The 24,958-nt window shown below is 73.8% G+C and carries 21 protein-coding genes; 6 read left to right on the plus strand and 15 right to left on the minus strand.

Annotation, left to right across the window (positions count from 1 at the left end; genetic code table 11):
• Positions 1-170: 170 nt before the first annotated feature.
• The 5 genes from E0L36_RS12380 to E0L36_RS12400 all read right to left on the minus strand — a co-directional run bounded on the left by E0L36_RS12380 (position 171) and on the right by E0L36_RS12400 (position 5,121).
• Positions 171-1,097, minus strand: coding sequence for a PE-PPE domain-containing protein (locus E0L36_RS12380; protein ID WP_180929072.1), 927 nt, complete (start codon positions 1,095-1,097; stop codon positions 171-173).
• Positions 1,098-1,639: 542 nt separating this feature from the next.
• Positions 1,640-2,173 (minus strand): ferritin-like domain-containing protein, encoded by a 534-nt coding sequence (locus E0L36_RS12385; RefSeq protein WP_180929073.1) that lies wholly within the window; start codon positions 2,171-2,173, stop codon positions 1,640-1,642.
• A gap of 206 nt (positions 2,174-2,379) precedes the next feature.
• Positions 2,380-3,204 (minus strand): sporulation protein, encoded by an 825-nt coding sequence (locus E0L36_RS12390; RefSeq protein ID WP_180929074.1) that lies wholly within the window; start codon positions 3,202-3,204, stop codon positions 2,380-2,382.
• A 218-nt stretch (positions 3,205-3,422) separates the two neighbouring features.
• On the minus strand, positions 3,423-3,644 hold the full coding sequence (locus tag E0L36_RS12395) for a hypothetical protein (RefSeq protein ID WP_180929075.1): 222 nt from the start codon (positions 3,642-3,644) through the stop codon (positions 3,423-3,425).
• 715 nt (positions 3,645-4,359) lie between these two features.
• On the minus strand, positions 4,360-5,121 hold the full coding sequence (locus tag E0L36_RS12400) for a YqjF family protein (RefSeq protein ID WP_180929076.1): 762 nt from the start codon (positions 5,119-5,121) through the stop codon (positions 4,360-4,362).
• Between the two features lie 283 nt (positions 5,122-5,404).
• Between E0L36_RS12400 and E0L36_RS12405 the strand changes: the two genes are divergently transcribed.
• Entirely contained in the window at positions 5,405-5,764 is a 360-nt protein-coding gene (locus tag E0L36_RS12405; RefSeq protein WP_180929965.1) for a PaaI family thioesterase, read from the plus strand.
• A gap of 130 nt (positions 5,765-5,894) precedes the next feature.
• Here the strand turns inward: E0L36_RS12405 and E0L36_RS12410 are convergent, their stop codons facing one another.
• The 3 genes from E0L36_RS12410 to E0L36_RS12420 all read right to left on the minus strand — a co-directional run bounded on the left by E0L36_RS12410 (position 5,895) and on the right by E0L36_RS12420 (position 8,754).
• The gene (locus E0L36_RS12410) at positions 5,895-6,608 is read right to left on the minus strand and encodes a C39 family peptidase (protein WP_180929077.1); all 714 of its coding nucleotides are present in this window, start codon (positions 6,606-6,608) and stop codon (positions 5,895-5,897) included.
• Positions 6,609-6,770: 162 nt separating this feature from the next.
• The gene (locus tag E0L36_RS12415) at positions 6,771-7,445 is read right to left on the minus strand and encodes a peptidoglycan-binding protein (RefSeq protein ID WP_180929078.1); all 675 of its coding nucleotides are present in this window, start codon (positions 7,443-7,445) and stop codon (positions 6,771-6,773) included.
• 292 nt (positions 7,446-7,737) lie between these two features.
• Positions 7,738-8,754: a helix-turn-helix transcriptional regulator gene (locus E0L36_RS12420; protein ID WP_180929079.1), complete on the minus strand. Its 1,017-nt coding sequence runs from the start codon at positions 8,752-8,754 to the stop codon at positions 7,738-7,740.
• A 350-nt stretch (positions 8,755-9,104) separates the two neighbouring features.
• Between E0L36_RS12420 and E0L36_RS12425 the strand changes: the two genes are divergently transcribed.
• Positions 9,105-9,374 (plus strand): hypothetical protein, encoded by a 270-nt coding sequence (locus tag E0L36_RS12425; RefSeq protein ID WP_180929080.1) that lies wholly within the window; start codon positions 9,105-9,107, stop codon positions 9,372-9,374.
• A gap of 104 nt (positions 9,375-9,478) precedes the next feature.
• Here E0L36_RS12425 and E0L36_RS12430 read toward each other — a convergent pair whose 3' ends face one another.
• Positions 9,479-10,147 (minus strand): GntR family transcriptional regulator, encoded by a 669-nt coding sequence (locus E0L36_RS12430; protein ID WP_308416739.1) that lies wholly within the window; start codon positions 10,145-10,147, stop codon positions 9,479-9,481.
• Between the two features lie 103 nt (positions 10,148-10,250).
• Positions 10,251-11,441, minus strand: a complete 1,191-nt coding sequence (locus E0L36_RS12435; RefSeq protein WP_180929082.1) for an acyl-CoA dehydrogenase family protein — start codon at positions 11,439-11,441, stop codon at positions 10,251-10,253.
• Positions 11,442-11,556: 115 nt separating this feature from the next.
• Between E0L36_RS12435 and E0L36_RS12440 the strand changes: the two genes are divergently transcribed.
• Positions 11,557-12,702: a CaiB/BaiF CoA-transferase family protein gene (locus E0L36_RS12440; protein WP_180929083.1), complete on the plus strand. Its 1,146-nt coding sequence runs from the start codon at positions 11,557-11,559 to the stop codon at positions 12,700-12,702.
• A gap of 55 nt (positions 12,703-12,757) precedes the next feature.
• Here E0L36_RS12440 and E0L36_RS12445 read toward each other — a convergent pair whose 3' ends face one another.
• The 3 genes from E0L36_RS12445 to E0L36_RS12455 all read right to left on the minus strand — a co-directional run bounded on the left by E0L36_RS12445 (position 12,758) and on the right by E0L36_RS12455 (position 15,644).
• Complete coding sequence (locus E0L36_RS12445; RefSeq protein WP_180929084.1) at positions 12,758-13,081, minus strand: DUF4387 domain-containing protein; 324 nt, start codon at positions 13,079-13,081, stop codon at positions 12,758-12,760.
• A gap of 61 nt (positions 13,082-13,142) precedes the next feature.
• Positions 13,143-14,519, minus strand: coding sequence for an acyclic terpene utilization AtuA family protein (locus E0L36_RS12450; protein ID WP_180929085.1), 1,377 nt, complete (start codon positions 14,517-14,519; stop codon positions 13,143-13,145).
• Between the two features lie 372 nt (positions 14,520-14,891).
• The gene (locus tag E0L36_RS12455; protein ID WP_180929086.1) at positions 14,892-15,644 is read right to left on the minus strand and encodes a GntR family transcriptional regulator; all 753 of its coding nucleotides are present in this window, start codon (positions 15,642-15,644) and stop codon (positions 14,892-14,894) included.
• Between the two features lie 240 nt (positions 15,645-15,884).
• Between E0L36_RS12455 and E0L36_RS12460 the strand changes: the two genes are divergently transcribed.
• A complete protein-coding gene (locus E0L36_RS12460; protein WP_258016148.1) occupies positions 15,885-17,246 on the plus strand; it encodes a TRAP transporter permease in 1,362 nt (453 codons plus the stop codon).
• A 12-nt stretch (positions 17,247-17,258) separates the two neighbouring features.
• Positions 17,259-17,525, plus strand: coding sequence for a hypothetical protein (locus E0L36_RS12465; RefSeq protein ID WP_180929088.1), 267 nt, complete (start codon positions 17,259-17,261; stop codon positions 17,523-17,525).
• Positions 17,526-17,590: 65 nt separating this feature from the next.
• Here E0L36_RS12465 and helR read toward each other — a convergent pair whose 3' ends face one another.
• Positions 17,591-19,762, minus strand: coding sequence for an RNA polymerase recycling motor ATPase HelR (helR, locus tag E0L36_RS12470; RefSeq protein WP_180929089.1), 2,172 nt, complete (start codon positions 19,760-19,762; stop codon positions 17,591-17,593).
• Positions 19,763-20,745: 983 nt separating this feature from the next.
• On the opposite strand from helR, the gene E0L36_RS12475 reads away from it, so the two are divergent.
• Positions 20,746-22,776: a hypothetical protein gene (locus tag E0L36_RS12475; RefSeq protein ID WP_180929090.1), complete on the plus strand. Its 2,031-nt coding sequence runs from the start codon at positions 20,746-20,748 to the stop codon at positions 22,774-22,776.
• Between the two features lie 181 nt (positions 22,777-22,957).
• On the opposite strand, the gene E0L36_RS12480 is transcribed toward E0L36_RS12475, so the two are convergent.
• A complete protein-coding gene (locus tag E0L36_RS12480) occupies positions 22,958-24,640 on the minus strand; it encodes a translation initiation factor 2 (RefSeq protein WP_308416740.1) in 1,683 nt (560 codons plus the stop codon).
• Positions 24,641-24,958 lie beyond the last annotated feature (318 nt).

Here is a 24,958-nt window from a genome sequence, read left to right on the forward strand (position 1 = left end):
TCCGGGCACCATTCCCGACCCTTCCGTCCGTGATGTATGGAGCCGTCACGGATGCGGCCGGGTATTCCGTCCGACATTCAACGACCCGTTCCCCGGGTGCGGGGAAACGCACCCGGGGAACGGTATTCACGGGCCGTCACCCGGAGGGGGACGCCCGGTGCCGGTGGCCGTCAGGAGGCGGGAACCGACATCCACGGGAACTCGGCCATCCGCTCGCGCAGCTCCTTGGGCAGCGCGTTGACCAGGCCGTCCCGGTACGCGCCCATCTCCCGGCGCGCGGTGGGCAGATCGCCGTTGAACTGCTTCCACGGCGTGGCCACCGGGATCGGCAGCGGCGGGCCGTGCGGCACCCGCGGCGGCTGGTCGATGAGCCGGTCCCCGCTGCCGTTCTCCGCGTTCGGCTCGATGTCGTAGCCGTGGTCGCCCATGAAGTAGCCCGCGACCCCGTTGGCGAAGCCGAGCAGGTTGGTGATCGGGTTCTCGGAGTGGCAGATCCCGTCGTTCTTCTTGCAGATCTCCTGTACGCGCAGGTCACCGAAGCCGCGCGGACCGTTCATGGAGAGCCCGGGGATGATGGTCGGCAGGTTGCCCTCGATGCCGCCCGGGCCACCGTTCACCCCGGGACGGCGCGGGTCGCCGTAGAGCACCCCGTTGATGAGGTCGTGCGGGATCGTGTTCTCCTGGGAGAGCCGGTGCAGTTCGTCCCCGGCGACGATCGCGCCCTGCGAGTACCCCGTGATGGTGATCCGGGATCCGGGGCAGGCCCCGTGGAATCCGCGCACCTCGCGGTCGAGCTTCTCGATGCCCTCGCGCACCGAGTCGTCCTTGGAGATGGTGTCCCCCGGGAAGGGGGCGATGGAGGCCGAGTACTTGATCTTGGTGAACTGGACCCCCGCGGGCAGACGGGCGTTGCTCGCGTCGTAGGCGGTGGCGTTGCCGTCCCGGTGGCCGCCGACCTCGAAGATCATTTTCTCCGGGCAGGCCCCGGCCCGCTCCGCGCCGCCGCCCTTCGCCGGGGCCGCGACCGCCCCGCCGCCCAGCACCATGCCGAGCGCCATCACGGTTGTCGGCACCGCTATCAGCGTTCTCCTGCGCACTGACTCACCTTCTTCCTTTGTGTTCGGAATCCGCGGCGATTTCCGCGGTTTTGCGGACGTCGCCCCGGGCTTCGCGAGGGGCGGTCCGAACGTGGTTGAGGGAACTTTAGTAATCGGGAGAGTAAGAGGTCAGGGTGGATTACGCCAAGGGTCTGAAAACCCTTTCTGTGCAAGACTTTTCACGGGTGTGCACCAGTGGCGGCCCCGAATTCCTGCGGAAAGTCCCGGCGTTGGCGGCCAAGCGCCGTCCCGCTGAAGGAAACCGGGCTCTGACCGGCCGATCCGCGGCCTCCGGAACGCAGTTGACGCGCTGTCAACAGTGCCCGGACGGGGCTTGTTCCGGCTGTCGGCGCGGCCCGGACCAGCGTTCCGACGCCCCGCCCGCCCCACGTTCGCGCTCCGTACCGCGCCGCGCCCGGCCCCGTGGCGGTCCCGCACGCGGCCGCCCCGCCGCCCCACCCGGTCGGGGCGGGACGGCGGGGCGGGGCGAGGGGCGGCGGGGTGGCGGGGTGGCGGGGTGGCGGGGCGAGAGGTACGAGGGGTCAGTTGCCGATCAGGTCCAGCAGGTCGTCGGCGTGCTCCTCCTCTTCCTCCAGGATGTTCTCCAGCACCCGCCGGGTGGTGGGGTCCCGGTCGGACAGCCAGCGGATGATCTCCTGGTAGGTGGAGATCACGATGCGTTCCGCCAGCAGGTTGTCCCGCAGCATCTGCTGGAGGTCGCCGTCGGCCGGGGTGGTGTAGTCGGTGTGCGCGCGCTGCTTGATCGTCGCGGGGTCGAAGTCCGGGTCCCCGCCCAGCTGCGAGATGCGCTCGGCGGCCTGGAGGGCGTGCTGCATCTCCTCCTTGGCGTGGTCGGTGAACTCGGCGGACACCTGGGCGCGGTCGATCCCGGTCGCCGCGATGGCGTGCCGGGTGTAGCGCATCCAGCAGACCACCTCGGTCGCCACCACGTCGTTGAGGACGCCGATCACCCGGTCCCGGTCACTGCCGTAGGTATCGGTGACCGGGCCCTCCTCCATCTTCCTGCGTGCCTCGTCACGGATCCTGGTGACGTCCAGGACAAAGTCGTCGGCCACGGTACGGCTCCCTCCGGTGATCCACGTGGGCGATCCCACGGGTGCGGAGGGAGCCGTTCCCCGTGTTCCCGCGCATGCAGCGGGCGGGCTTGGACGACCACCGATTTGCCGGACGGGCGCCCGGCCGGGCCCGGTCCGCTCGCCGGGTCCGGCCCGCTCCCGCCGCTCGCGGGGCCCCGTCCCGGATCCGGGCGGTGGCCCGCGTGCTACGGCTGCCCGGGCGTCCCGGGTCCACCGGCCGGTGCGCGGCCGGACGTGCCGCCGGGGAGCAGGAGCCGCCGGAGCCAGCCGTCCACCGTGCCGGGCCAGTCCACGTGCGGGACCCCGGCGTGGGTGACCGAGTGGCGGGCCAGCGCGTCACCGCCGGGGGAGAGGCGGCCGGCGCGCTTGTCCGCCTCCAGCACCACCTCCACGCCGTCCGGGTTCGCGAGGAAGGTCACCTCGATCTCCCGCGCCACCTCGGCGTACGCGGGGGAGGGGCTCAGTTCTACCTCCTGGTAGAAGGGCAGGCGCTGACCGGTGCCCTCGATCCGGCCGTACTCCACGTCCGCCGAGACGAAGCCGAAGCCCAGCTCGCCCAGCGCCGTCAGGACCGCCTCCTGCGCGGGAAGCGGACGCACCGTCAGGGGGTCGAGGTCCCCCCGGTCCCGGGCGCCGTCGATCGCGACCTCGGTCCGGACGCCGAGCACCACCCCCAGCCCCTGCCCGTACAGTTCGGTGACCGGCGTCTCCCAGGGCAGGGTCAGTCCGAACGCGACCGTGCGCGTCTCGCCCCTCGCCAGCTGGAAGCCCCCGGCCACCGTCGTCTGGTCGAAGACGAGGGTGTCGACGCCCTGGCCCTCGCCGTGCTCCACCTCCACCCGCGCCACCAGCTCCAGCCCGACGTGCTCGACCTCGACGCCGGAGCCCCCACCGGTCAGCCGGACCTCACCGGAGAGCGTGTCGCCGGGGAGCGCCGCCTCGGTGTCGAAGACCGTGTCGACCGCGGGACCGCCCGCGCCCAGCGACTCCAGGAACCGTGTGAACACCATCGTGGCGCACCCCTTCGTGTGTCCGTGCCGTGTGCCGTGCTGGCTGTGCTCGCCGTGCTTGCCCGGCTGTGCCGGGCGCCCGTACCGCCCGCCCGTACCGCCCGCCCGGGCCGTTCCCCGGGTCGGCGGTTCCGGAGGCGGCCCCGGGGCGCTGCCCGGGGTGGCCGCCGGGACGCGGCGCGCCGCGGTGGCGCGCGGCGCCCGCGCCCGCTCGCCGGTTACCGTCCGGCCGGGTCGAGTTCGGCGAGGGCCTGGGCCCAGCGGGCGTACTTCAGCCGCCCCAGGTCCGCGACGGTCTTGATGCCGAACGCCTCCCGCAGCAGCTCGCCCTGACGGTCCGAGACCCCCTTGAGCGCGGAGACCGGCGCGTCCAGGATCTCGGGCAGGTCCTTGTCCGCCCACGCCTTGTCCAGCACCTTGTCCAGGTCTATCGAGGCCATACGTCTCCTTCGGATCACCAGACGGGGCGAGGGCACGGCTCCTCCACGGGAACGCGCGCCCTCGCTTTCTCTACAAGCGCGTAGAAGCATATGGGGCGAGGCGGGTCCGGGTGCCGCATCCTGTGCCGAGGCCTCGTAATCGTCCGAAAGCCGTCGCTCGCGGGGCGGTTCGGGTCTCTGGCCCCGGCGTGCGCGGTTTGGTAGGGCGGGGTGGACGCCCGTCGGATGTGCCGGGTGCGGGGCGGGCGGTGCCCCTCGTCGGGCGGCGCGGTCCGGGCGTCCGGGGTGGCCGGGGTGCGCGAGGCGTGCGGCGCGCGGGGCGGCGTCGCTCCCCTCGGTTATGTCTTATTTGCTGCATGATGTGCCCAGTGCCACCCGTGGACCGCACCGTTCCGGCGAGCCGGAGACGGACGCGTACCCCACCGGTGCCGCTGAGCCGAGGTGCCCGTGCCGTTCCCTGTTCGGCACGGGCACCTCACCCCCGTACCCGCGCGCCCGGATGTTCTCCCGGAACGCCGGGCCTCTGTTCCCCGGCCGGTCCCGCCGGGACGGTCCCGGCTCGCGGGGACGGCCCCGGCCCGCGTCTGGTCCCGGCCCGCGGACGGTCCCGGTCTCCGTCGCGCGGTCCGCGCCGCCGCGCGGTCACTCCGTACGCGGGGCCGTGGCGCTCGGCGCTCCCGCCGGCGGGGGTAACGCACCCCGGCGGAAGGGGAGTTCAGGGAGTGGGGATGCCCGCCGGGCGGGCGGGGGCGCCGAACCGCACCGGGACGCCGGGGGAGAAGAGCACGCTCACCGGGTCCCCGAGCGGTTCGGCGAACCCCGCGGCGGCGAGCAGGTCCTCCCGGCACTCCAGCAGCTCGGCCCGGTGCAGCGGCCAGCGCGGGTGGGTGTTCGGCAGGTACGTCGACCGGCCGAAGAAGGCGTAGTGCATGCCCCAGCGGGCGGTGAGGAAGTGCTCCAGTTCGGTGGGCTCCGCTATCGGCTCGCCCCGGCGCACGGTGATCCGGCCGCCCGCCCCGCGCGGCCCGGGCCAGCGGCGCGCGCTCGTGTAGGTCACCGTGTCCCCCTCGACGGCGAGGCGCATCCGGGACCAGAGGTAGGGCAGCCGGAATGCGGCCCGCGCCATCAGCACCGGCACCAGCCGGGAGGCGTCCAGCGAGCGGAAGACGACACCGCGCCGTCCGTGCGCGTCGACCGAGTACAGGCGGACGTTGGTCTCCGGGAAGCTGCCCAGGTACGGGACGCCGGGCAGCCGGAACCAGCCGACCCGGTGCATGCGGAAGGCGACCAGACCCACGTACGTGCTGCCGTGCAGGGTGTCCGGAACGGCCCCGGCGGGCAGCAGCGGCGCCACGCGCTCGGGCGCCACCTCCCAGTGCAGGAAGGCCAGGTCCAGCCACTCCTGGGTGAGCAGCGGTCTGGCGACGGGCGTCGGGGGATCGGGGGTGATGGGCTGCGGCTGCTGACGGCGCGACACCCGGCCAGCATGGCAGGGCGGATCGCGAGCGAGGGCCCCACCCTGCCCCGGCGGTGCCGGGGTCCGGGGCGGCGGGGCATGATGACCGCCGTCGGCGGGGTTCCCGTGGCGCCCGTGCGGCCGCCGCGTCCGGCTGGCCGCCGGGCCCACCGGTCCGGCCGTACCGACGAGCACCCGGGGAGAACAGGTGGCGGACGAGCGCGCGGCGGAGCGCGGTGGCCTGGAACCGGCCAGCCCGGAGGTCCGGGACCGGATCCAGGGGAGTTTCGACCGCCAGGGGCTGATGGCGCACCTTGGCGCCCGGATCACCCACATCGGACCGGGGCGGGTGCACATCGCGCTGCCGTCCCGTCCCGAAGTGACCCAGCAGGACGGCTACTTCCACGCGGGGGCCACCAGCGCCATCGCGGACAGCGCGGGTGGGTACGCCGCCTTCACCCTCTTCCCCGAGGACTCCTCGGTGCTCACCGTGGAGTACAAGGTCAACCTGCTCGCCCCCGCCGTGGGCGAGTACCTGGAGGCGGTGGGGACGGTCCTGCGGTCCGGGCGCACCCTCACCGTCTGCCAGCTGGAGGTCGCCGCCGTACGGGAGGGAACCCGGAAGGCGGTCGCGGCGGGCCAGCAGACGCTGATCCGGGTGTGAACCGGGCGGGTGCCGGGGGCGTTCACGGGCGGGTGCCCGTGCCGGGCGTCCCGGCCCCGCCCGGCACCCGCCGGTCGCGGCCGCCGCCGCGCGGTGAGCGGGCGCGCGGCGGCGGCCGGGACAGGGGGGATCAGGCGGCGTAGCCCTTCGGCGGGATGAGGCTGGCGAGCTGGTCGAAGGAGAGCCAGTAGATCTGGTTGCCGCCGAAGGAGGCGGGGTCGGCGATCAGCACGGTGCGGTTTGCCTCGTCGTAGCCGATCACCGTGAAGTAGTGGTAGATCGTCTGGTCCGGCGGGTAGCCGGGCGGCTGGTTGCCGGGCGGCGCGACGATGTTCGCGACGATCGGGTACTTGTTGTCGATGTCCAGCACGATGTCCCGCCACAGCAGGTCCTTCTGGGCCTGGGTGGGCGGGTCGTTGGGCATCTCCTTGGTCTCGTACCAGCCGGTGCCGAGGTTGGCGTTGAGGACGTTGGTCACCTGGCTGATGTGGTCGGTGCCGCCCTCGTGGGTGCCGAGCTGCGCGGCCAGGTCGGCCTGGCTGGGTGGGCCCGTCCGGGCGGACAGCGCGATGCGGGTGGCCGCCGGTCCGCACCAGTAGCCGGTCTCCTGGACCTGGTAGTCGACCGGCAGCGTGTTGGCGGCCTTGGTGCGCGCGCCCTTGATGTCCAGCTTGGTGCCGGGCTCGTTCTGCCCGCTGACGACGGCCGTCCCGGCCTCCGAGCCGTGGCTCAGCACCGAGACGGCGGGCGGGGACGCCGGCGAGTCCGCGTGGGCCGCGACGGGGGTGAGGAGAGCACCCGCCGCGGCCACGGCGACCGCGGTGGGGAGAAGTCTCTTACGCATCCGGACTCCTGAGTGTGGGGGAGTGGGGGTGTGGGGACGTGCGGGGGACGTGCGGAACGTGGGGCCGCGCGCGAGGGGCGCGGGACCGGGTGGGGACGGTGGCGCGGGAGCGCGCCGCGGCCGGGCTTCCCGGCCGCGGCTGGGCGCGGCCAGGAGCGCGGGTCAGGGGATCGGCGGGACCGTCGGGCTCTCCCGGGCCAGCAGGTCCCGGGCGAACTGCTCCCACTGCGCGTAGCGGTCGGGGTAGGCCGAGCGCTGGACGGCCTGGCAGACGTCACCGGGCGCCATCGTCTCCCAGCCCTGGATCTGGATCAGCCCGGGGTTGCTGCCGAAGGGCGCCACCCCGTAGAAGGACTTCGACGAGGTGGGCACGTCGGTGATCTGCTCGGGTGTGCCCCAGCCCATGCTGGGACGCTGCTGGAAGATCCCGAGGGAGTCGTGGTCGACCGGCGTGAGGTAGTTGACGAACTTCGACTCCTGCATGGCCGTCATCAGCGCGATGACCTGGCCCTGTTCGGGTATCCCGGCGCCCTTGCCGACGCCGATCACGGTGCGCGCGTTGGCCAGTTCCTCGGGCCCCAGGTCGGCCGCGGTCCGGAAGGTCTGGCGCAGTTCGGAGTCGGGTGCCTGGCGCAGGGCCTCGGCGGTCCGGCGGTCGACCTCGCCGGTGCTCGGCAGCCCGTGCCGCTCCTGGAAGCGCTCCAGGCCCTGTCCGGGGGCCGCGGTGGAGACCGGGCTCGGGGCGGCCGCGTGGGCCGCCGTGGGCATGGCGAACAGCGTGCCGACGGCCGCGAGGGCGACGGCCACGGTGGCGGTGCGAGTGCGGGACGTGCGCAACGCTCCTCCTCGGGGGGATCGTCAGTGCGTCCACCGCCCGTGCGCGGAGCTGCCGTCGCCGGGCGCGGGGGTTCTCGCGGCCGGGTCCGGCGGCGAGCCGCCTCTCCCGTCGGGGTGCGCTCGCGGTGGGGCGGTCGGCCGGAGCCCGGCCGGGACGCTCTGGGGTGGGGGGTCCTGAGCCCGGCCAGCATCCACGCATGCCCATGACAGTCGCAACCGGCGAAAGCCCAGACTTACGGCCCGCCCCGGCCATGCCCCGACACGACGGTGACGCGGCCCCGTTGAGCCCGGCTCAGCGGGCGCCGGGAGCGTCCGGCCGGGCCGCCGCCCCGCGCTCGCAGCCGCGCACCAGCGCCCGGCCCTCCGCCGTCGCCACGTGCAGCGACCGCCCCGCGCCCCGGACGGTGGTGACCAGACCCGCCGCGCGCAGCACCTTCACGTGCTGGCTGATGGCCGGGTGGGTGACCGACAGCAGCCGCGCCAGCTCGACCGTGCTGGCGCCGGTACGGGTCGCGCGGAGGACCTCGGCGCGGGTGTGCCCGATGAGCGGCCCCAGCGCGCCACCGTCCGGGGAGTCGGGCGCGAGGGGCCGCGCCCAGTCCACCGCGTGCTCGATGGGATACACCAGGACGGGCGGGAGCGCGCCGTCGGCCAGCGTGATCGGCGTCGGCCAGCAGAAGAACGAGGGCTGGAGCGTGAGCCCCCGGCCGTCGAGGCGCAGCTGGTGCTCCACCGGATAGTCGACCTCCAGCACCGGCGGACGCCAGCGGAAGTGCGGTCCCAGGCTGCCGAGCAGCCCGTCGACCGCGCCGTCCAGTAGCGCGCGCGTGCGCACCATCCGGTCGGCGTCGATATGGGCGTGCACCCGCTGCCAGAACGGGGCGAGCGCCTCCCGGTGGTAGGTGCGCAGCGCCTGCCCCAGCCGCCGCAGCACCTCCCCGTCGCCCCCGGCCAGCGAGTCCGTCCAGCCCGGGAGCGGACGGGCCGCCGCCACCCGCGTCAGATCGGCGCGCAGCCGCGGCGGGGGCGTGCGGACGAGGGTGTCCACCGCCGCCTGGAGCGTGGGGCAGTCCCCCAGGGTGGGCGTGAGGAAGTCCGGCGAACTGCCGCGCGGGGGCAGCAGCGGCGACAGCAGCTGACAGCTGTCCGACAGCCGGGGCCGCGCCCAGCGCCGCCACTCCCCGAAGACCCGCGCCCCGTCCCGGCGGCGCAGGGTCTGCACGCTGTTGCTGATCTCCCACAGGTAGTCCGGCCCGGAGGCGACCCGCACCCGCGCCAGATCCTCGGCGGTGAAGTACACCCGCAGCATGGCCCACCTCCCCCTGAGCGAACCGGACGGCTGGAGACCGCGGTTCCGCGCGCCCGGGTCCTCGCCCGCGGACGGGCGCGCGCGGGCCCCGGGGAACCACGCGCCGGACGCCCGGAACGGTCGTCCCAGATCGTGCCCCGGGTGCCCGGCGCTGTCCACAGGTCGCGCGGGGCCGCGCCCGCCCCGTCCCCTCACCACCACCCTCATCCCCCCACCTGGCCCGCCGTCGCCCGCCCGGCGAGGGGGAGTCGGGGGCGGTGTGCCAGGGCCGTCCCCGCGTTCCGGCGGCGGGAGCGCGCGGCGGGGGCCGTCTTGAGCGCGCCCGGTTCCCTTGCCATAGTGCGGTTCTCATGTGGACGGGTTCGGGGGGCCTGGTTCCCCTCCTCTACGCGCTCGGTGCCGTGCTCGGCGCCGCCACCGGCGAGCCCATCGCCGCCTTCTTCGGCGGCTGCCTCGCCGGGGTGGTGCTCTGGCGCGTCGGCGACCGGGAGGGGGAGCACGAGGACTGGTGGGCGAACACCTTCTTCTTCGTCCCGACGCGGTACTGGGGCCTGGCGGGGTTCGTCCTGTGCGGGGCGATGGTGGTCACCCTCGCGCTCGACCCGTCCTACGGCGCCTGACCGTCCGCCCGCCGCCGGATCTCCGGCCCCGGGCGGACGGCAGGCCCGCACGGACCCATCGCCCGTCCGGCGAGGGGGAGTTGGGGTCATGGCCGCGGGGTGGCTCAGTCGGCGGGGCGGTCCAGCACCTCGCGCAGCACGTCCAGCGCGCGCTCGCGGTGCTCGTCGAGTTCGCCGACCAGCCGGTCGGCGTCCCCCTCCCGGGCCGCGCGCACGATGCGGTCGTGGGCGTGCACGGAGGCGGTGCGCTCCTCCGGCAGGTTGTAGTACATCGCCCGGTAGACCTCGGTCGAGTCCCACAGCAGCCGGATCAGCCGCAGCACCTGACGCTGGCCCGGCGCCTCCATCAGGGCGAGGTGGAACCGCCGGTTCGCCGCGAGTTCGGCCGCCACTTCCCCGGCCTCCGCCGCCCGGGCGCACTCCCGGGCGGCCTCGTCGACCTCGCGCAGCGTCTCCTCGCCGAGCAGCGGCAGGGCGTGCCGGATCGCGCGCTCCTCCAGGACCTGCCGGAGTTCGTAGATCTCCCGCAGGTCCGCGTAGGCGAGTTCGGTGACGAAGTACCCCCGCCGGGGCCGGTAGGTCACCTGGCCCTCCTGCTCCAGCGCCCGCAGCGCCTCCCGCACCGGCGCGACGCTGAGCCCGGCGTGCGCGGCGACGTCCTCCTGGTTGACGCGCTGTCCGGGGCGGAGCGCGCCCGAGACCAGCAGGCGGCGCAGGGCGTCGACGGCGTGCTGCTGGGCGGTGGCCGGTGCGCGGCGCTGGGGATCGTTCACCGCTGGGAGCATAGTCCGTCGCCCCCACGGCCCCGCCCCCGCCCGGGAGGGGACCGGCGGGGGCCACCGGGGCGCCCGCCGGTCCGTGGCACGCGGCCACCGCTCACCGGAACGCCTGGATCCCGGTCAGCGCGCCGCCCACCACCAGCGCGTGGACGTCCGCGGTGCCCTCGTAGGTGACCACCGACTCCAGGTTGTTCATGTGCCGGATGACGGGGTACTCCAGCGAGATGCCGTTGGCACCCAGCACCTGACGGGCGGAACGGGCCACCTCCAGCGCGGCGTTCACGTTGGCGAGCTTGCCCATGCTGATCTGCGCGGGACGCAGCCGGTCCGCGTCCTTTAGCCGCCCCAGGTGCAGCGCCAGCAGGGTGGCCCGGTTGACCTCCAGCGCCATGGTCGCCAGCTTCTGCTGCTGGAGCTGGGTCCCCCCGATCGGCTTGCCGAACGCCTCGCGCTCCATGCTGTAGCGGAGCGCGGCCTCGAAGCAGGCGCGGGCGGCGCCGGCCGCGCCCCAGACGATGCCGTAGCGGGCCTCGTTCAGGCAGGACAGCGGGCCCCGCAGCGAGGTCACGCCGGGCAGCACCGCGTCGTCGGGCAACCGCACGTCGTCCAGGACGAGTTCGGCGGTCACCGAGGCGCGCAGCGACAGCTTCTTGTGGATCTCCCGGGCGGAGAACCCGGGGGTGTCCCGGGGGACGACGAAGCCGCGGGGTCCGTCCTCGGTCATCGCCCACACCACGGCGACGTCCGCCAGCGTGCCGTTGGTGATCCACATCTTCCGGCCGTTCAGCACCCAGCCGGAGCCGTCCCGCCGCGCGCGGGTGCGCATCGCGCCCGGGTCGGACCCCGCGTCCGGCTCCGTCAGGCCGAAGCAGCCGACCGTGGTGCCCGCCGCCATCCCCGGCAGCCAGTGGTTCTTCTGCTCCTCCGATCCCCACCGCCAGATCGCGTACATCGCCAGCGAGCCCTGCACGGACACCAGGCTGCGCACCCCGCTGTCGCCCGCCTCCAGTTCGAGACAGGCCAGGCCGTACGCGGTGGCGCTGGTGCCCGCGCAGCCGTAGCCCTCCAGGTGCATGCCGAGGACGCCCAGACCGCCGAGCTGGCCGGGGAGTTCGGCCGGGATCCGGGCCTCCTCGAACCAGTCGCCGACGTACGGCACGACACGATCGTCGACGAAGGACCGCACGGTGTCCCGGATGTCGCGCTCCTCGTCCGACAGCTGGTGGTCGATGTCGAGGAAGTCCTCGGGCCGCGGACCCGAACCGCCGGAGTTGCTCTTCCCGCTCATGGAATGTCCTTCTCTTGACAGTGGGTAGAAACTTCGAAAATCTAAACTAGAAAATCACATGTTCTGTCGTCCGCTCAACAGTTGAGCGCCGTTTCCCTCACCGGAGAGCCGCCCCATGCCGCAAGCCCTGACAGACCTCCGGATCGTCGACTTCTCCCGGGTGCTCGCGGGCCCGTTCGCCACGATGGTCCTGGCCGACCTCGGAGCCACCGTGATCAAGGTGGAGCGGCCCGGCACCGGCGACGACACCCGCTCCTGGGGCCCGCCGTACGACGACGCCGGCCAGTCCACCTACTTCCAGGCCGCCAACCGCAACAAGGACAGCGTCGTCCTCGACCTGCGCACCGAGGAGGGGCAGGCCGAGGCGCGGCGCCTGGTGGCCGGGGCCGACGTCGTCGTGGAGAACTTCCGCCCCGGCGTCATGGACCGCCTCGGACTGGACTACGAGACGCTCCGGGCCGAGTCCCCCGGGCTGGTCTACTGCTCCATCACCGGCTTCGGCTCCGGGGCAGGCGCGGCGCTGCCCGGCTACGACCTGCTGGTCCAGGCCGTGGGCGGGCTGATGAGCATCACCGGCGACCCGGAGGGCGAACCGCAGAAGGTCGGTGTCGCACTGGTCGACGTGGTCTGCGGGCTGTTCGGCGGCGTCGGCGTGCTGGCGGCGCTGCGTCACCGCGAACGCACCGGCGAGGGGCAGCGCGTCGAGGTCGATCTGCTCTCCTCCCTGCTGGCCGCCCTCGTGAACCAGGGCTCGGCGTACTCCCTGGCGGGGCACGTCGGTTCGCGCATGGGCAACGCCCATCCGAGCATCGCCCCCTACGAGCTGCTGCCCACCGCCGACGGGGAGCTGGTGCTGGCCGTCGGGAACGACCGTCAGTTCCGCTCCCTCGCCCGGGTGCTGGGCCGCCCCGAGCTGGCCGACGATCCGCGCTTCAGCGGCAACGACCTGCGCGTCACCCACCGGGTGGAGCTTCGGGAGCTGCTGGTCGCCGCCCTCGCGGCCCGCCCGGCCGCCGCATGGACCGGCGAGCTGACCGGTGCCGGGGTCCCGGCCGGGCAGGTCAACGACATCGCCGGGGCCTTCGCGCTGGCCGAGTCGCTGGGGCTCGACCCGCTGGTCGACGTGGAGCGCGCGGACGGCGGCGTCGCGCGGCTGACGCGCAATCCGATCGGGCTCTCCGCCACCCCGCCCGTCTACCGTTCGGCGCCCCCGGCCCTCGGCGAGCGGTACACCGCGCACGAGCCCCCGGCCACGGCGTGAGACGGCGGTGGGGCGGCGGAGGCGTCCTCCGCCGCCCCACCGTGGGCCGGGTGGCTCAGTTCTCCGGGACGACGATGCCCAGCAGCGGCGGGTACTGCTGGCAGCCGAACACGTCGCCCTCGCCCGGGCTGCCGCTCGGGGCCGCCCGGGACAGGGTGAACTTGATGGCGAAGGCCGGATCGAAGTACACGAAGTCCACGATCCGCTCGTCGTCCACGCGGAAGAGGGCGGAGACGGTCTCCCTGGTGAGGGCGCCGCTCCGCTTGACCCGCTCGTACGTCTCCTCGGTCGGGAAGATCACGTCGAAGGTGATGCGGTCGGTACCGGCGTTCTTGCTGCGGATGGTCTTCGCCAGATCCGCCAGCGTGGTGGTGGACATGCTCGCTCCCGGTGGTGGTGGGCTGCTCGAACCTGCGGTGCTGTGGTGGTGGGCGGGGCGCTCAGCGCGCGGTGCCGTCGATCTCCACCGTGGTGAGGGGGAAGAGCTCCATCGGATCCGCCACCGGCAGGGTGTGGTTGATCGTCCAGAGGTAGGCGGCGCCGGCCGGGAGCACGTCGTCGACCACGAAGGACGCGGTCCCCGCGGTCCCCTTCACCTCGGGCAGCCGCGCGTAGAAGATCTGCCGGGTGCCCATCAGGGCGACGCTCTCGGCCAGTTCACTGGTCTCCGCGACGCTCTCCACCACCACGCACAGCTCGTGCGAGGTGATCTCGCGGACCGGCTCCAGGTCGCCCATCACGCCGTTCTTGCCGAAGACCCGGAAGTTCAGGCGGTAGTCGATGCCGGGGAACTGCGCCGCCACCTCGCCGCGGGCCAGGTCGAGCACCGTGTCGATGTGGGCGATCGTGTAGGGGTCGCGGATCCCCGCGATGCCGATGAACTTCTCGCCCAGCCAGGCCGATCCCTCGATCTTGACCTTCACGTCCCCCTCGATCGGGACGTACTTCTGGCCGGTGATCCGGGTGGTCCGCTCGTCGTACTGCTCGTAGTGGCACTCGGACATGTCCAGCATGCCGCCCGCGAAGTACTCGTAGTACGGGTTGCTCCGCTCGTACATGGCGTGGCCGGCCACGCTCGCCACGGTGCAGCGCTGGTTCGGCGCCATCGCGGTGACCTTGACGTCGTCCTGCGTGATCGTGCCGATCACGCTCTCCTTCGCGCCGTACGGCTCCGCGCAGAACGAGGCGCACTCCAGCACCTTGCCGAGGTAGTACGCGTGCTCCGGCGGGAAGCCCTCGTGGATGGCGGGGGCGGCGAAGACCGCGCAGTCGCTGGCCCGTCCGCCGATGACCACGTCCGCGCCCTGGCGCAGCGCCTCGATGAACGGGTGGACACCGGCCACCGCCACCGCGCGTGTGGTCATGTCCAGGGCCTCGCCGGTCAGTTCGCCCCGTCCGTCCAGGCCCTCGAAGACCACCCCGCCGTCCATCCGGGAGCGCAGCTCGGCGGTGTCGGTCTCGGAGTAGAAGTAGGCGAGCTTGAACGGCGGGAGCCCGTGCTCGGCGGCGAGGTCCCGGATGATCCGCACGTACATGTCGACGCGGCTGTTGGTGCCGCAGTCCCCGGAGGAGCCGATGAGCATGGGGACGCCCTGCTCGCGGGCGGCCAGCAGCATCAGCTCCAGGTCGTGCCGCTGCCATTCGTACATGCTCACCGAACGGTCGGAGCCCAGCGCGGCCGGGCCGATGTCGTCGCTTCCCGAGTCGCAGCAGTAGTAGTCGGGTCGCGTCGCGGCGGCGATGCGGAAGCTCTCCTCCTTGGTGGGAGCGAACCCGAGGTGCCCGTTGGGGCTGACGATGCGGAGTTCCGTCTTCATAAGACCTCGCTCAGTACTGGTTATGACCACTGGCGACAGGCTGACATCAGGCGCATGTACTGTCAACGTCTCGTCCGGCGTCTCGTCCGGGGAAGCCTCCGGCTCGCCGTCCCCCGCCCCAACCGGCCGGTGGGCCGGGGTGGTTGGCGAACCGCCAGGTGGGCGTGTGGAGCGGCGGCCCCGTGCCCGGCCGAGGTCGCGGGTGGACGCCGGGCCGGGCCTGCCGGGGTGAGGTGGGCGTGCCGGGGCCAGCGCGGTGGGCCGGAGCGCGGGCGCCCCGGGGGTCGCCGGGCACGGGTGGCGGGCTGCGGCTCCGCCGGGGGTGGATCAGCCGTGGCCCGCCCGGTCGTGGCCGGGTCAGCCGGGGCTGGGTCAGCCGTGGGTGGGGAGGTCCCGTTCGACCGCGAAGCGGTACCGGTCGCCCCGGTAGCTCGCCATCCGGTACTCGATGGGCCTGCCCGCCTGGGACATGACCGAGATGACCCGCAGCACCGGCCAGCCCTCGGAGACCGCGAGCAGGTCGGCGAGCGCGCGGTCGGCCACCATGGCCTCGAAGGTCTGCTCCAGCCGGTCGGGCGCCGCCCGCACGGAGTCGCGGTACAGGTCGAGCGTGGAGAAGGGGGAGCCCTTCCGCTGCGCCCGCTTCGCCGCCGACACCACCTGCTCCCCGACGTCCTGCGGGAAGTAGCTGTCGTAGAAGACGACCGGCTCGTCGTTGCCCCGGCCGACCAGCTGGAGGTTGGTCACCGGCTCCATGGCCTCCAGACGCAGGACGCTCGCGAGCGCCAGGTCGCCGACGGTCGCGCTGGCGGAGTGGATCGAGGTGGCGGCCACCAGCCCCCGCTGCGCGAGGGTCTGTTCGAAGCTGTTGACGTGGTTGAGCGTCTGCTCCACCGGCGGCTGGGCCACGAAGGTGCCCACCCCGTGGACGCGCTCCAGCAGTCCCTCCTGCTGGGCTATGTCGATGGCGTGGCGCACGGTGATGCGGCTGACGTCGAACCGGGTGCACAGCTCCCGCTCCGAGGGGAGCCGACTGCCCACCGGCCACTGACCGGACTCGATCCCCTGGCGGAGGTCCTCCACCAGCTGCGCGTACAGCGGGAGACCGCCTTCTCGGTTCAGCACCTCACACACTCCCCCGGTGATGATGACCTCTGGTCGTCTGCGGGCTCGGTCCCCATCTTGATCGGCGCCACTCCCCGAAGGCAAACCGTCGCCGTACGCAGGGATGGAAAGTGGACGAACGAAGTGCGATCGATCCCTTCTCCGGGGACCGGCCGCGTGCTAGCGTCCGCGACCATGACATGACCAGTAAGACCACTGGTTACTGAGTAACTCTCCGGCAGGGAGGTGCTTTTGTTCGGGTTGCCGGAAGCACTCGTGCTCCTGATAGTCCTCATCGCGTTCATCGGCGTCATGTTCCTGGTCCTCAAGCGGCCGATGTACGAGAACATGGCCCTCGGCCTGGTACTGCTCGTGGCTCTTTCCGGGCAGTGGGGGAGTCTTGGGGAATACCTTCTCTATCCCGCCCAGGCCAGCCTGTTCTACGTCATCTTCACGTTCATGGTCGTCGCCGTGATCTTCGACGCCACCGACGTGGTGGGGCGGATAGTGAAGATCGCGCTGGCCCTGATCGGCCGGTTCCGTGGCGGATCCGGCTACGTCGCCACGATGGCCAGCGCGTTCATGGCCGCGCTGTCCGGCAGCGGCCCGGGCAACGCGGCGGCGGTCGGCGCCTTCACCATCCCCATGATGAAGCGGTCCGGCTTCAAGCCCCACGTCGCGGCGTCCATCGAGATGTCCGCCAGCATGCTGGGCAACATCATTCCGCCCGCCGGGATCATCTTCCTCTCCTACGGCGTCATCGACCGCGTCGAACCCGGCCGGATCAGCCTCAGCGCGTGGACGCTCGCGTCCTTCGCGGTCGGCCTGTGGTTCCTGCTCCAGAAGCTGCTGGTGCTGTTCGTCATCTGCCGCGTGACCAAGGTGGAGCCGATCCCGGTCGAGGAACGCCCCACCTTCCGGGCCGCCTGGCGCGAGGGGCGCGCGGCGCTGCTCCTGCCGATCCTGATCTTCGTGCCGCTCATCCTCGACGTGGTCGCGGAGGACCTGCTCGTCGCGCGGCTCGGCGAGGACGGCGCCACGGCCTTCTCCGACGCGGTCCTCATGTTCACCCCGGGCATCGCCGTGGTCTACGCCTTGGTCATCGGCCGCGGAGCGCTGCCGGGCGGCAGGCTGCGCCTCACCCCGGTGCTGGGGACGCTGCGGGACTCACTGGGCAAGGTGGTCCCCGTCGCGGCGACCGTCTACTTCGCCTACGCCATCTCCGAGGCGTTCGCCGGACTCAACGCCGACCAGGAGATCGAGGACTGGTTCACCGGCCTCAACCTCAGCCGCACGGCACTGGTCATCATCGTCCCGCTGGCCTTCGCCGTCCTCGGCATGGTGCTGCCCGGCACCGCGCAGGTGGCCATCCTCGGCGCCCCCCTCATAGCGGCCTTCGCCGCCCTCGGCGGCGACCCGATCCTGCTCGGCGTGATGCTGCCCGCCCTCACCGGGGCGCTGGAGGGCATGACCCCACCCCTGGCCCTGGGCCTCTTCGTCACCATGGGCATCGCCGGATCGGAGTTCGGCAAGACCGCGAGATCCGCGCTGGTCTGGGTCGCCGCCCACCTGCTGATGTCGATGGTGCTGCTCGCCGGGCTGCTGCCCATCATCGGAATCTGACCGGAGGCACCCGTGAAGAAGACCCTCACCACCGTGTACGGGGCGCTCGCCCTGCTCGCCACCGGACTGGCCGCGTTCATCGCCGTGCTGTTCCTGCTGGCCCTGGCGCTCGGTGGCGCCGCGGGCGGCGCGATCAGCGAGTTCGCCGGGACCGTGGCGCGGTGGAGCATCTCCGTGGCCGCCGTCGCGGTGCTCGTCGGACTCGTCCACACCTACGTCACCGGCACGCACTCCCTCACCGCGGGCCCGTCCCGGAAGTCCGGGACCGAGGAGTCCTAGCGACCCGCGGCCACCGGTCAACGGCCGCCCGCCCGGAGGGGACCGCCCACCGGGCGGGCGGCCGTTCAGGCCCCGCCGAGGATCACCAGCCGCTGAGTGGCCCGGGTCATCGCGACGTAGCGGTCGACCGCGTCCCGCGTCCACCCCGCGCCGTCGCACGGCTCCGGACCCCCGAACCGCGCCGGGGCGACCAGCACCACCAGGTCGAACTCCAGCCCCTTCGACAGCTCCGGCGTCAGCGACCGCACCCGTGGCCGCGCCCGGAACGTGGGATCGCCGATGACGCAGGCGGTGCCCTCCGGATGCCCGGCGAGCCAGGAGTCCAGGACCGCGTCCCGCTCCCCGGCCGGCCGGCGCTCCACCGGGACGCCCCCGCTCCGCACCGAGACCGGCATGTTGGCGTCGGGCAGCACCTCCCGGATGACCAGCTCCGCCTCCGCCATGACCTCCCTCGGCGTCCGGTAGTTGAGGGTCAGCGAGGCCACGTCCACCCGGTCCAGCCCGACGCGGCGCAGCCGCTCCTCCCACGACTCCGCGAACCCCCGCCGGGCCTGGGCGCGGTCCCCGACGACGGTGAGGCTCCGCGACGGGCAGCGGGCCAGCAGCATCCGCCACTCCGCGTCGGTCAGCTCCTGTGCCTCGTCCACGACGACGTGCGCGAACGGACCGGCGAGCGGATCCCGGACGGTGCCGGGCAGCGCCGCCGCGTCGATCAGGCTGTCCTGGAGGTCCCGCCCGCTCAGCATCGTCACCGCCCCCTCCCCGTCGTCGTCCGCCTGGAGCACATCGTCGACGACGAGGGACACCCGCTCCCTTTCCGCCGCGACCGCGGCCTCGCGCCGCCGTTCCCGCGCCGCCGCCCCGGGGTCACCCAGCCGCTGCCGCGCCGCGTCCAGCAGCGGCAGGTCGGACACCGTCCAGGCGTGCGGATCCGCGCGCTGGAGCAGCCGGACCTCCTCCGGGCTGAGCCAGGGGGCGCACATCCGCAGGTACGCGGGGACCGACCACAGGTCGCCCACCAGGTCGGGCGTCTCCAGCAGCGGCCACGCCCGGTAGAGCGCAACGGTCAGTTCCCGGTCGCGGCGCAGGGCCCGCCGGAACGCCTCGGGCGGTACCTCGTCCCCGCACTTGGCCAGCAGGATCTCGGACAGCTCCGCCCAGATCAGCTCGTGCGCCTCGTTGTGCGGGGTGCCGGGGTCGGCCGCGTCGAACGCCTCCGCCCAGTCGCCGGGGCCCAGCCACAGGTCGGCCCAGTCGGTCGAGACCGTCATGCCCTCGGTGGGCGGCTCCTCGTAGAACCGGACCGCCCGCTCGATCGCGTCCACCATCCCCGTCGACGCCTTCAGGCGCGCCACCTCCGGATCGGTCTCGTCCCGCGCCCCCGCGCCCTCCGGGACGAGGTCGCGCAGGGTCCGGGTGAGCACGCCCTCCTCACCCAGGCTCGGCAGGACGTCCGCGACGTACGACAGGTAGGGCTGGTGCGGGCCGACGAACAGCACTCCGCCCCCGCGGTGGCCCAGCCGGGGGTCGGAGTAGAGCAGATGCGCGGTGCGGTGCAGAGCCACGACCGTCTTCCCCGTCCCCGGGCCACCGTCCACGACGAGGGCGCCACGGGAGCCCGCGCGGATGATCGCGTCCTGGTCGGACTGGATGGTGGCGAGCACGTCCCGCATCCGCTCCGACCGGCTGCCGCCCAGACTGGCGACGAACGCCGACTGGTCGTCGAGCGCGGCGTGCCCCTCCAGCCCGTCGGGGGTGAACACCTCGTCCCAGTAGTCGCTGATCCGGCCACCGGTCCAGCGGTACCGGCGGCGGCTCGCCAGCCCCATCGGGTTGGCGTGCGTCGCCGCGAAGAACGGCTCGGCCGCGGGGGAGCGCCAGTCGAGCAGCAGGCGCCGCCCCTCGCCGTCGGTGAGGCCCAGCCGTCCCACGTACCGCGGCGGGGAGCCGTCCGCCGGGACGACGCGCCCCAGGCACAGGTCCAGCCCGAAGCGGCGCAGGGCGCGCAGCCGGCCGCTGAGCCGGTGGACCTCCGTGTCCCGGTCCATCGCCGCGCGGCCCAGGCCTCCCGGCGCCCGGCGGGCCGCCTCCAGCTGCCCGGACACGTCAGCGATCGTCTCCTCCAGCGTCCGCTCGACGTCCGCGAAGTGCCGCTCGTCCTCCGCGATCAGCGCCGGGGCGGCCTTGGCCGACAGCCGCCCCGGAAGGTCGAACGCGCTGGTGGGCAGGGGGCTCACCGCCGCGGCTCCGATCCCGGGCCGCACTCCCGGACCCGCGCCACGCCCACCGCGCCGCTCCGTGGGGGCCGTGACCGGGCCGCTTCGCCCGCCCCCTCCGGTCCGCCGTCCACGCCCGGACCGGCAGCCGACAACCACGCACACATGCCGTGAATCCCCCGTTTCCCGCAGGTTCTGGTAACGGTCAGCGATTCTGCGGCACCCCCCGGGCCTTGCCGCAAGCCCCCCGGTGCGCTATACGTTGAGAGTGGCGAAGGGCGGACGGCCCCTCGCTCTTTTCTTTTTCCGCGTCTCCCGTCGCGCTTTCCCGGACCTCCCGAACGCCCCGGCCTTTCTTTCCGGTGATGCTCGGACCGCGCCTCTCCGCTCGTCCTCTCGTGCCAGTGCTCATCAATTCCCGGGGTGCTGACGGTCGTTACTCCGGTCGCTACCCGGGTCGTTATCCCAGCCGTTCCAAGCTCCGTTCCGGCGCACGTCCCGTCGTATCTCCCGTCATCCTTCACGGCGTACTTCACGAGTCACCGTCGGTGGCGGCGCCGCCTCTCCCGCCACGTTCCGGCCCGACTCCCCTCGCGTACTCCGGCGCGTTCTCGCGGAGGTCCTCCTCGCGGTACCCCGGTGGTTCCGTCGCTCCCGATGTCGGTACCGGTGCCGGTGTGCCACGCGGTACGGGTGTCCCGGCGATGGCGAACCGCCCGGCGCCGAGGGGCCGGTGGCGGGCGAGACGCCGAACCGCCCCCGGCTTCCGGGGCGTTGGAGCAGCGCGGGTCCGTCGCGGCGGTGGTCCCGCGGGTGCCGGTTGGTCCCGCCCGCCCCGGGGGGACGTGACGGGGAACGCGGAGGCGTCTGAACTGCCCTGCGCGCGGCGTGTGTTGCGCGGCGTCTCCGGAGCGCGAGGTGGGGGAACAATGGGCCGGGCGGGTGTGTGGCGGCCTCCCCCGAGGAGCCGACCGCGCGGGGACGAGAGACCTGGGAGGGAACGGATGAGGGTGGAACTGCCGCCGGGACCGGTGCACTTCGTCAACCGGGACGAGGAGCGGGAGACGGCCCTGCGCGCGGTGCGCGACTGGCGGGACGACGCGCGGCCCCCGGTGCTCCGGCTGGACGGCCCCGCCGGCATGGGCAAGACCGAGCTGGCCCGGCTGCTCGCCCGGGCACTGCGCGACCGCCACCCGGACGGCGTGCTCTCCGTCGACCTCGACGACTTCCGCTTCGACGAGGTGCTGGACCCCGGGGACGTGCTCGCACGGTTCCTGGAATCCCTCGGCGTGGAGCCGCAGTTGGTGGCCACGGGCTTCCCGGCGCGCTGCCGTCAGTACTGGGACCTGACCTCCCGCACCCGGCTCACCGTCCTCGTGGACAACGCGCGGTACGCCTCGGAGGTGGTCCCGCTGCTCCCGGCGTCCGGCGGCAACCTGGTGATCGTCGCCAGCCACGGCCCGCTGCACGATCTGGCGGACGGCGCCGCCGTCGGCCTGACGCTGCCACCGCTGGACGAGACGGCCGCCACCGAACTGCTCGGCCTCGTCGCGCGGGACCCCCGGCTGGCCGCCGACCCCGAGGCCACCCGCGCGCTGGTGGGCTCCTGCGCGGGACTGCCCGCCGCCCTGCACGTCGCCGGACGGCGGGTGCGCGCACACCGGTTGCGCCCGCTGTCCCGGCTGATCCCCAGCCTGCGGTGCGATCTGCGGGAGGCCGGGGCCGGACCCGACGTCGAAGGAGTGTGGGACGCCGTGTGTGACGAACTGCCGTACGCCGCCCGGCTGCTCTACCGGCTGCTACCGCACCACCCGGGGACGACGTTCACCCTGGAGTCGGCCACCGCGCTGCTCGGACGGGGCCCGTCGGAGGGCGAGGAGGCCCTGGAGGCCCTGGACGGCGCCGGGTTACTGGACCTGCGCGCGATGGAGACGGAGGACGGCCGGATGCGGCTGTGCGGGCCGATGCGCGCGCACGCCCTGCGCCGCTCCCGCCGCGAGGCCGCGGACGGGGAGGTGGCCGAGGCCCAGACGCGGCTGCTGCGCTGGCTCGTCCGGCAGGCGCAGCGAGCCGACCTGTTCGCCGCCGGGCGGCGATTGACCGTCGCCGACCCCGTGGCCCCCCTGGCCGGAGCGCCGGACGCCCCACTGGCGGACCCGGAGCAGACGGACGACCCGGCGACGCGGACCGTGCGCGCCGAGGCCGCCGCGCGCTGGCTCACCGGCGAACGGCTCACCCTGTTCGCCGCGTTGCGGCTGGCCCACGAACGCGGGCTGGACGCCGAGGCGGTGGCGCTCTCCGAACCGCTGTGGACGTACGCCCTGGACCATCCGCACCAGTCCGACGTGGTCGGCGCGCTGCGCCTCGCCGTCTCCTCCGCCGTCCGGCACGGGGCGAGGGCGACGTGGCTGGTGCGGACCCGGCTCCAACTCGCCCGCCCCCTGTGGGAGTCGGACCGGCTGTCCGAGGCTGGAAGCGAACTCGACGCCGCCGAGGCGGCGTTGGGACTCCTCGGCAACGACGACGATGACCGGAAGCTGCGCGCCTCCGCGATCGAGTTCCGGGGCGTGTACGACGCGGCGCGGGGTGACTGGCGCGCCGCCGCTGACGCCTTCGTCCGTGCCCGCGAGGCCCACCGGGAGATCCCCAACCGCTACGGGGTCATGTTGATGACCTACCGGCTGGGCGAGGCCCACCTGGAACTGGACGAACTCGACGCGGCACACGAACTGTTGGCCGAGGCGCACGCAGAGGCGGAAGCCCTGGGCCGGGCGCGGATGACCGGGCGTACCGGGTTCGCGCTCGCCGGTGTCCTGCGGCGACTCGGGCGTACCGCCGAGGCCCGGCCGCTGTACGAGCGGTCGCTGCGCGCCGCCCGTCAGCGGGGTTCGGACTTCGACCAGGCACGCGTCCACGACGCGCTGGCCGAACTGGCCGCGGACGAGGGGCGGGACGCCGAGGCCGCGGAGAACCGCGCCGCGTCCCACGACATCCGGCGGCGCAACGGCCTCGCCCCGGACGGGAGTTCCACGTAGACGCCGGGCGCGGACCCGGGCGGGACGAACACGGCCCCGCCCCTGCCCTGGCACCCGGCGGGCGCGCCCCGGCCGAACGCCGTCCGGGCCAACGCCCGTTGGGACACCGGCGTGGCCCCGGCGGCTCCGTCCCCGTTCCCGCACCCGCGAGGCGCCGGGGCCACCAGCCGTCCAGGCGAGGTCAGCCGCTGTGCGGCGAGGGGCACTCGCTCGGGTCCTCCGGCCCGGCGCCGACCGGGCGGAGCACGAGCCGGTATGCCCGTTCCCCGAGGTGACACTCCAGCCGGACCGGGGCCGTAGGCGTCGCCCCGTGGGCGACCAGCCAGGCGTGCGCCGCCGACGCGGCGGCGGCCGGATCGGCGCGCGCGGTGCGTCCCCCCTCCCGCCGGGGCTCGGCGCGCACCACGTACGGACGGGGATGGCCACGGACCCGCAGCAGACAGTGGCCCGAGGGCAGGATCGCCGCCGCGGTACGGCACCCCGGACAGGCGGCGAGCGCGTGCTCCGTCCAGCCCTCCGGAGTCCAGGCCAACTCGGCCCGCGACACAGAGGAGTTGACTGGCCGCAGGAACAGCAGCCCGGCTGAGCGGGTGAGCGGCTCACTCGCCGCGCCGTACTCCACGGCCAGATGGTGCCCGGGCGTGTCACCGAGGGCGCGCCGCGCGAGCCGGACACCGTCCGGGGCGACCTCGGCGTGCACGTCGAAGGCGACGGGCCCGCGCCCGGGGCGAGTTGGGGACGGCAGTGGCCGGACCGGGTTGGCGAGCGGGGGAGGTTCGAGCCCGAGGAGGGCGTACACCTCGGTCCGCAGCCGGTCCAGTGCGTCGCCCTGGCAGGCGAACGCGGCCTCGGCGGCCTCGCGTCCGGGCCCCGGCCGGTACGCGTCCAGGGCCTCCGCCACCGCGGCCACCGTCCCGGCCGCCCCGGCCGTCTCCGGCGGCTCCAGCCGTGGAATCCGGCGCAGGAGCGTGTGCATCGGGCTGCCGGGGATCAACTCGGTGCCGCCGTGCGGTGCGCTCACGATCGGCCGGTCCCCGGCGGCGCAGTAGTAGAGGGCCGTCGAACCGTGGTCGGTGACGAGCGCGTCGGCGGCCACCAGCAGGGACGCCCACTCCTCGTGCGGTGCCGCCAGGACCAGACCCGCCTCCAGCGCCGGGGCCAGCCGTTCGTTCAGCTCGTAACCGCCCAGCCGACTGTGCTCGTTGGGGTGCACGACCAGCGCCACCTGGTACTCGTCGTGCGGCAGGCGGGTCGCCAACTCGACAGGCAGACCGGGCCGTTGGCTCAGCAGGGACTCCGGTCCCCACGTCGACGCCAGGACGAGGAGGGTGCGGGGGCCGGTGCCCAGCGCCGCCCGGTAGCGGTCCCGCAACGGGCGGGAGGCCAGGACGCGTTCCAGGGTGGGGTCGCCCACCACCCTCGCCCGGCCACTGGCCCACCGGCCGAGCGTGGAGAGCCTCGCCAGCTGGTCGGGATGGGCGACCGCGTGCAGTCCGAGCGGCGCGTCGCCGTCCGCGCGGAGCAGGTGCGCGGGATCGAGCCCGGACGCCGAGTCCGCCGAACCCTCCCCGGGAATCGACTTGTTGTACCCGGCGCCGTGCGGCAGCAGCACGTGCGGACCCCGGAGCAGGGACAGTTCGCCCTTCGGACTCGCAGCGACCACCAGGTCGTGGGTGCGGGCGCACGCCTCGCTCCAGGGGATGACCCGGCCACCGACACGATCGATGGCGGAGAGGACACCCGGCCCGAAGTCGGAACCGGGTACCAGGGTGAACAGGCGGGTCAGACGGTCGTCACCGGAGAGGGCCGGGAGCACGTCGAGCAGGCGGTACAGCGCCACCGCCGACCGGGCGGCCAGCAGCACCGTCGCCCGTCGCCCGTCGCCCGTCGCCCGTCGCCCGTCGCCCGTCGCCCGTCGCCCGTCGCCCGTCGCCCGTCGCCCGTCGCCCGTCGCCCGTCGCCCGTCGCCCGTCGCCCGTCGCCCGTCGCCCGTCGCCCGTCGCCCGTCGCCCGTCGCCCGTCGCCCGTCGCCCGTCGCCCGTCACGATTGTCCATCCTAGGGGACGCGGGCCGTGAAGGATGCCTGTTTTCGCAGGTCGGAGCAGGTTCCGCCGCCGGTTCGCCGCCCGCTCCGCCGCGTCGGCGACGGGAAGCGCCCGCTCCAACCGGGCGCGACGCCCCC

Origin of the sequence: Streptomyces sp. AJS327, from assembly GCF_013450295.1 — a bacterium.
Classification (GTDB): domain Bacteria; phylum Actinomycetota; class Actinomycetes; order Streptomycetales; family Streptomycetaceae; genus Streptomyces.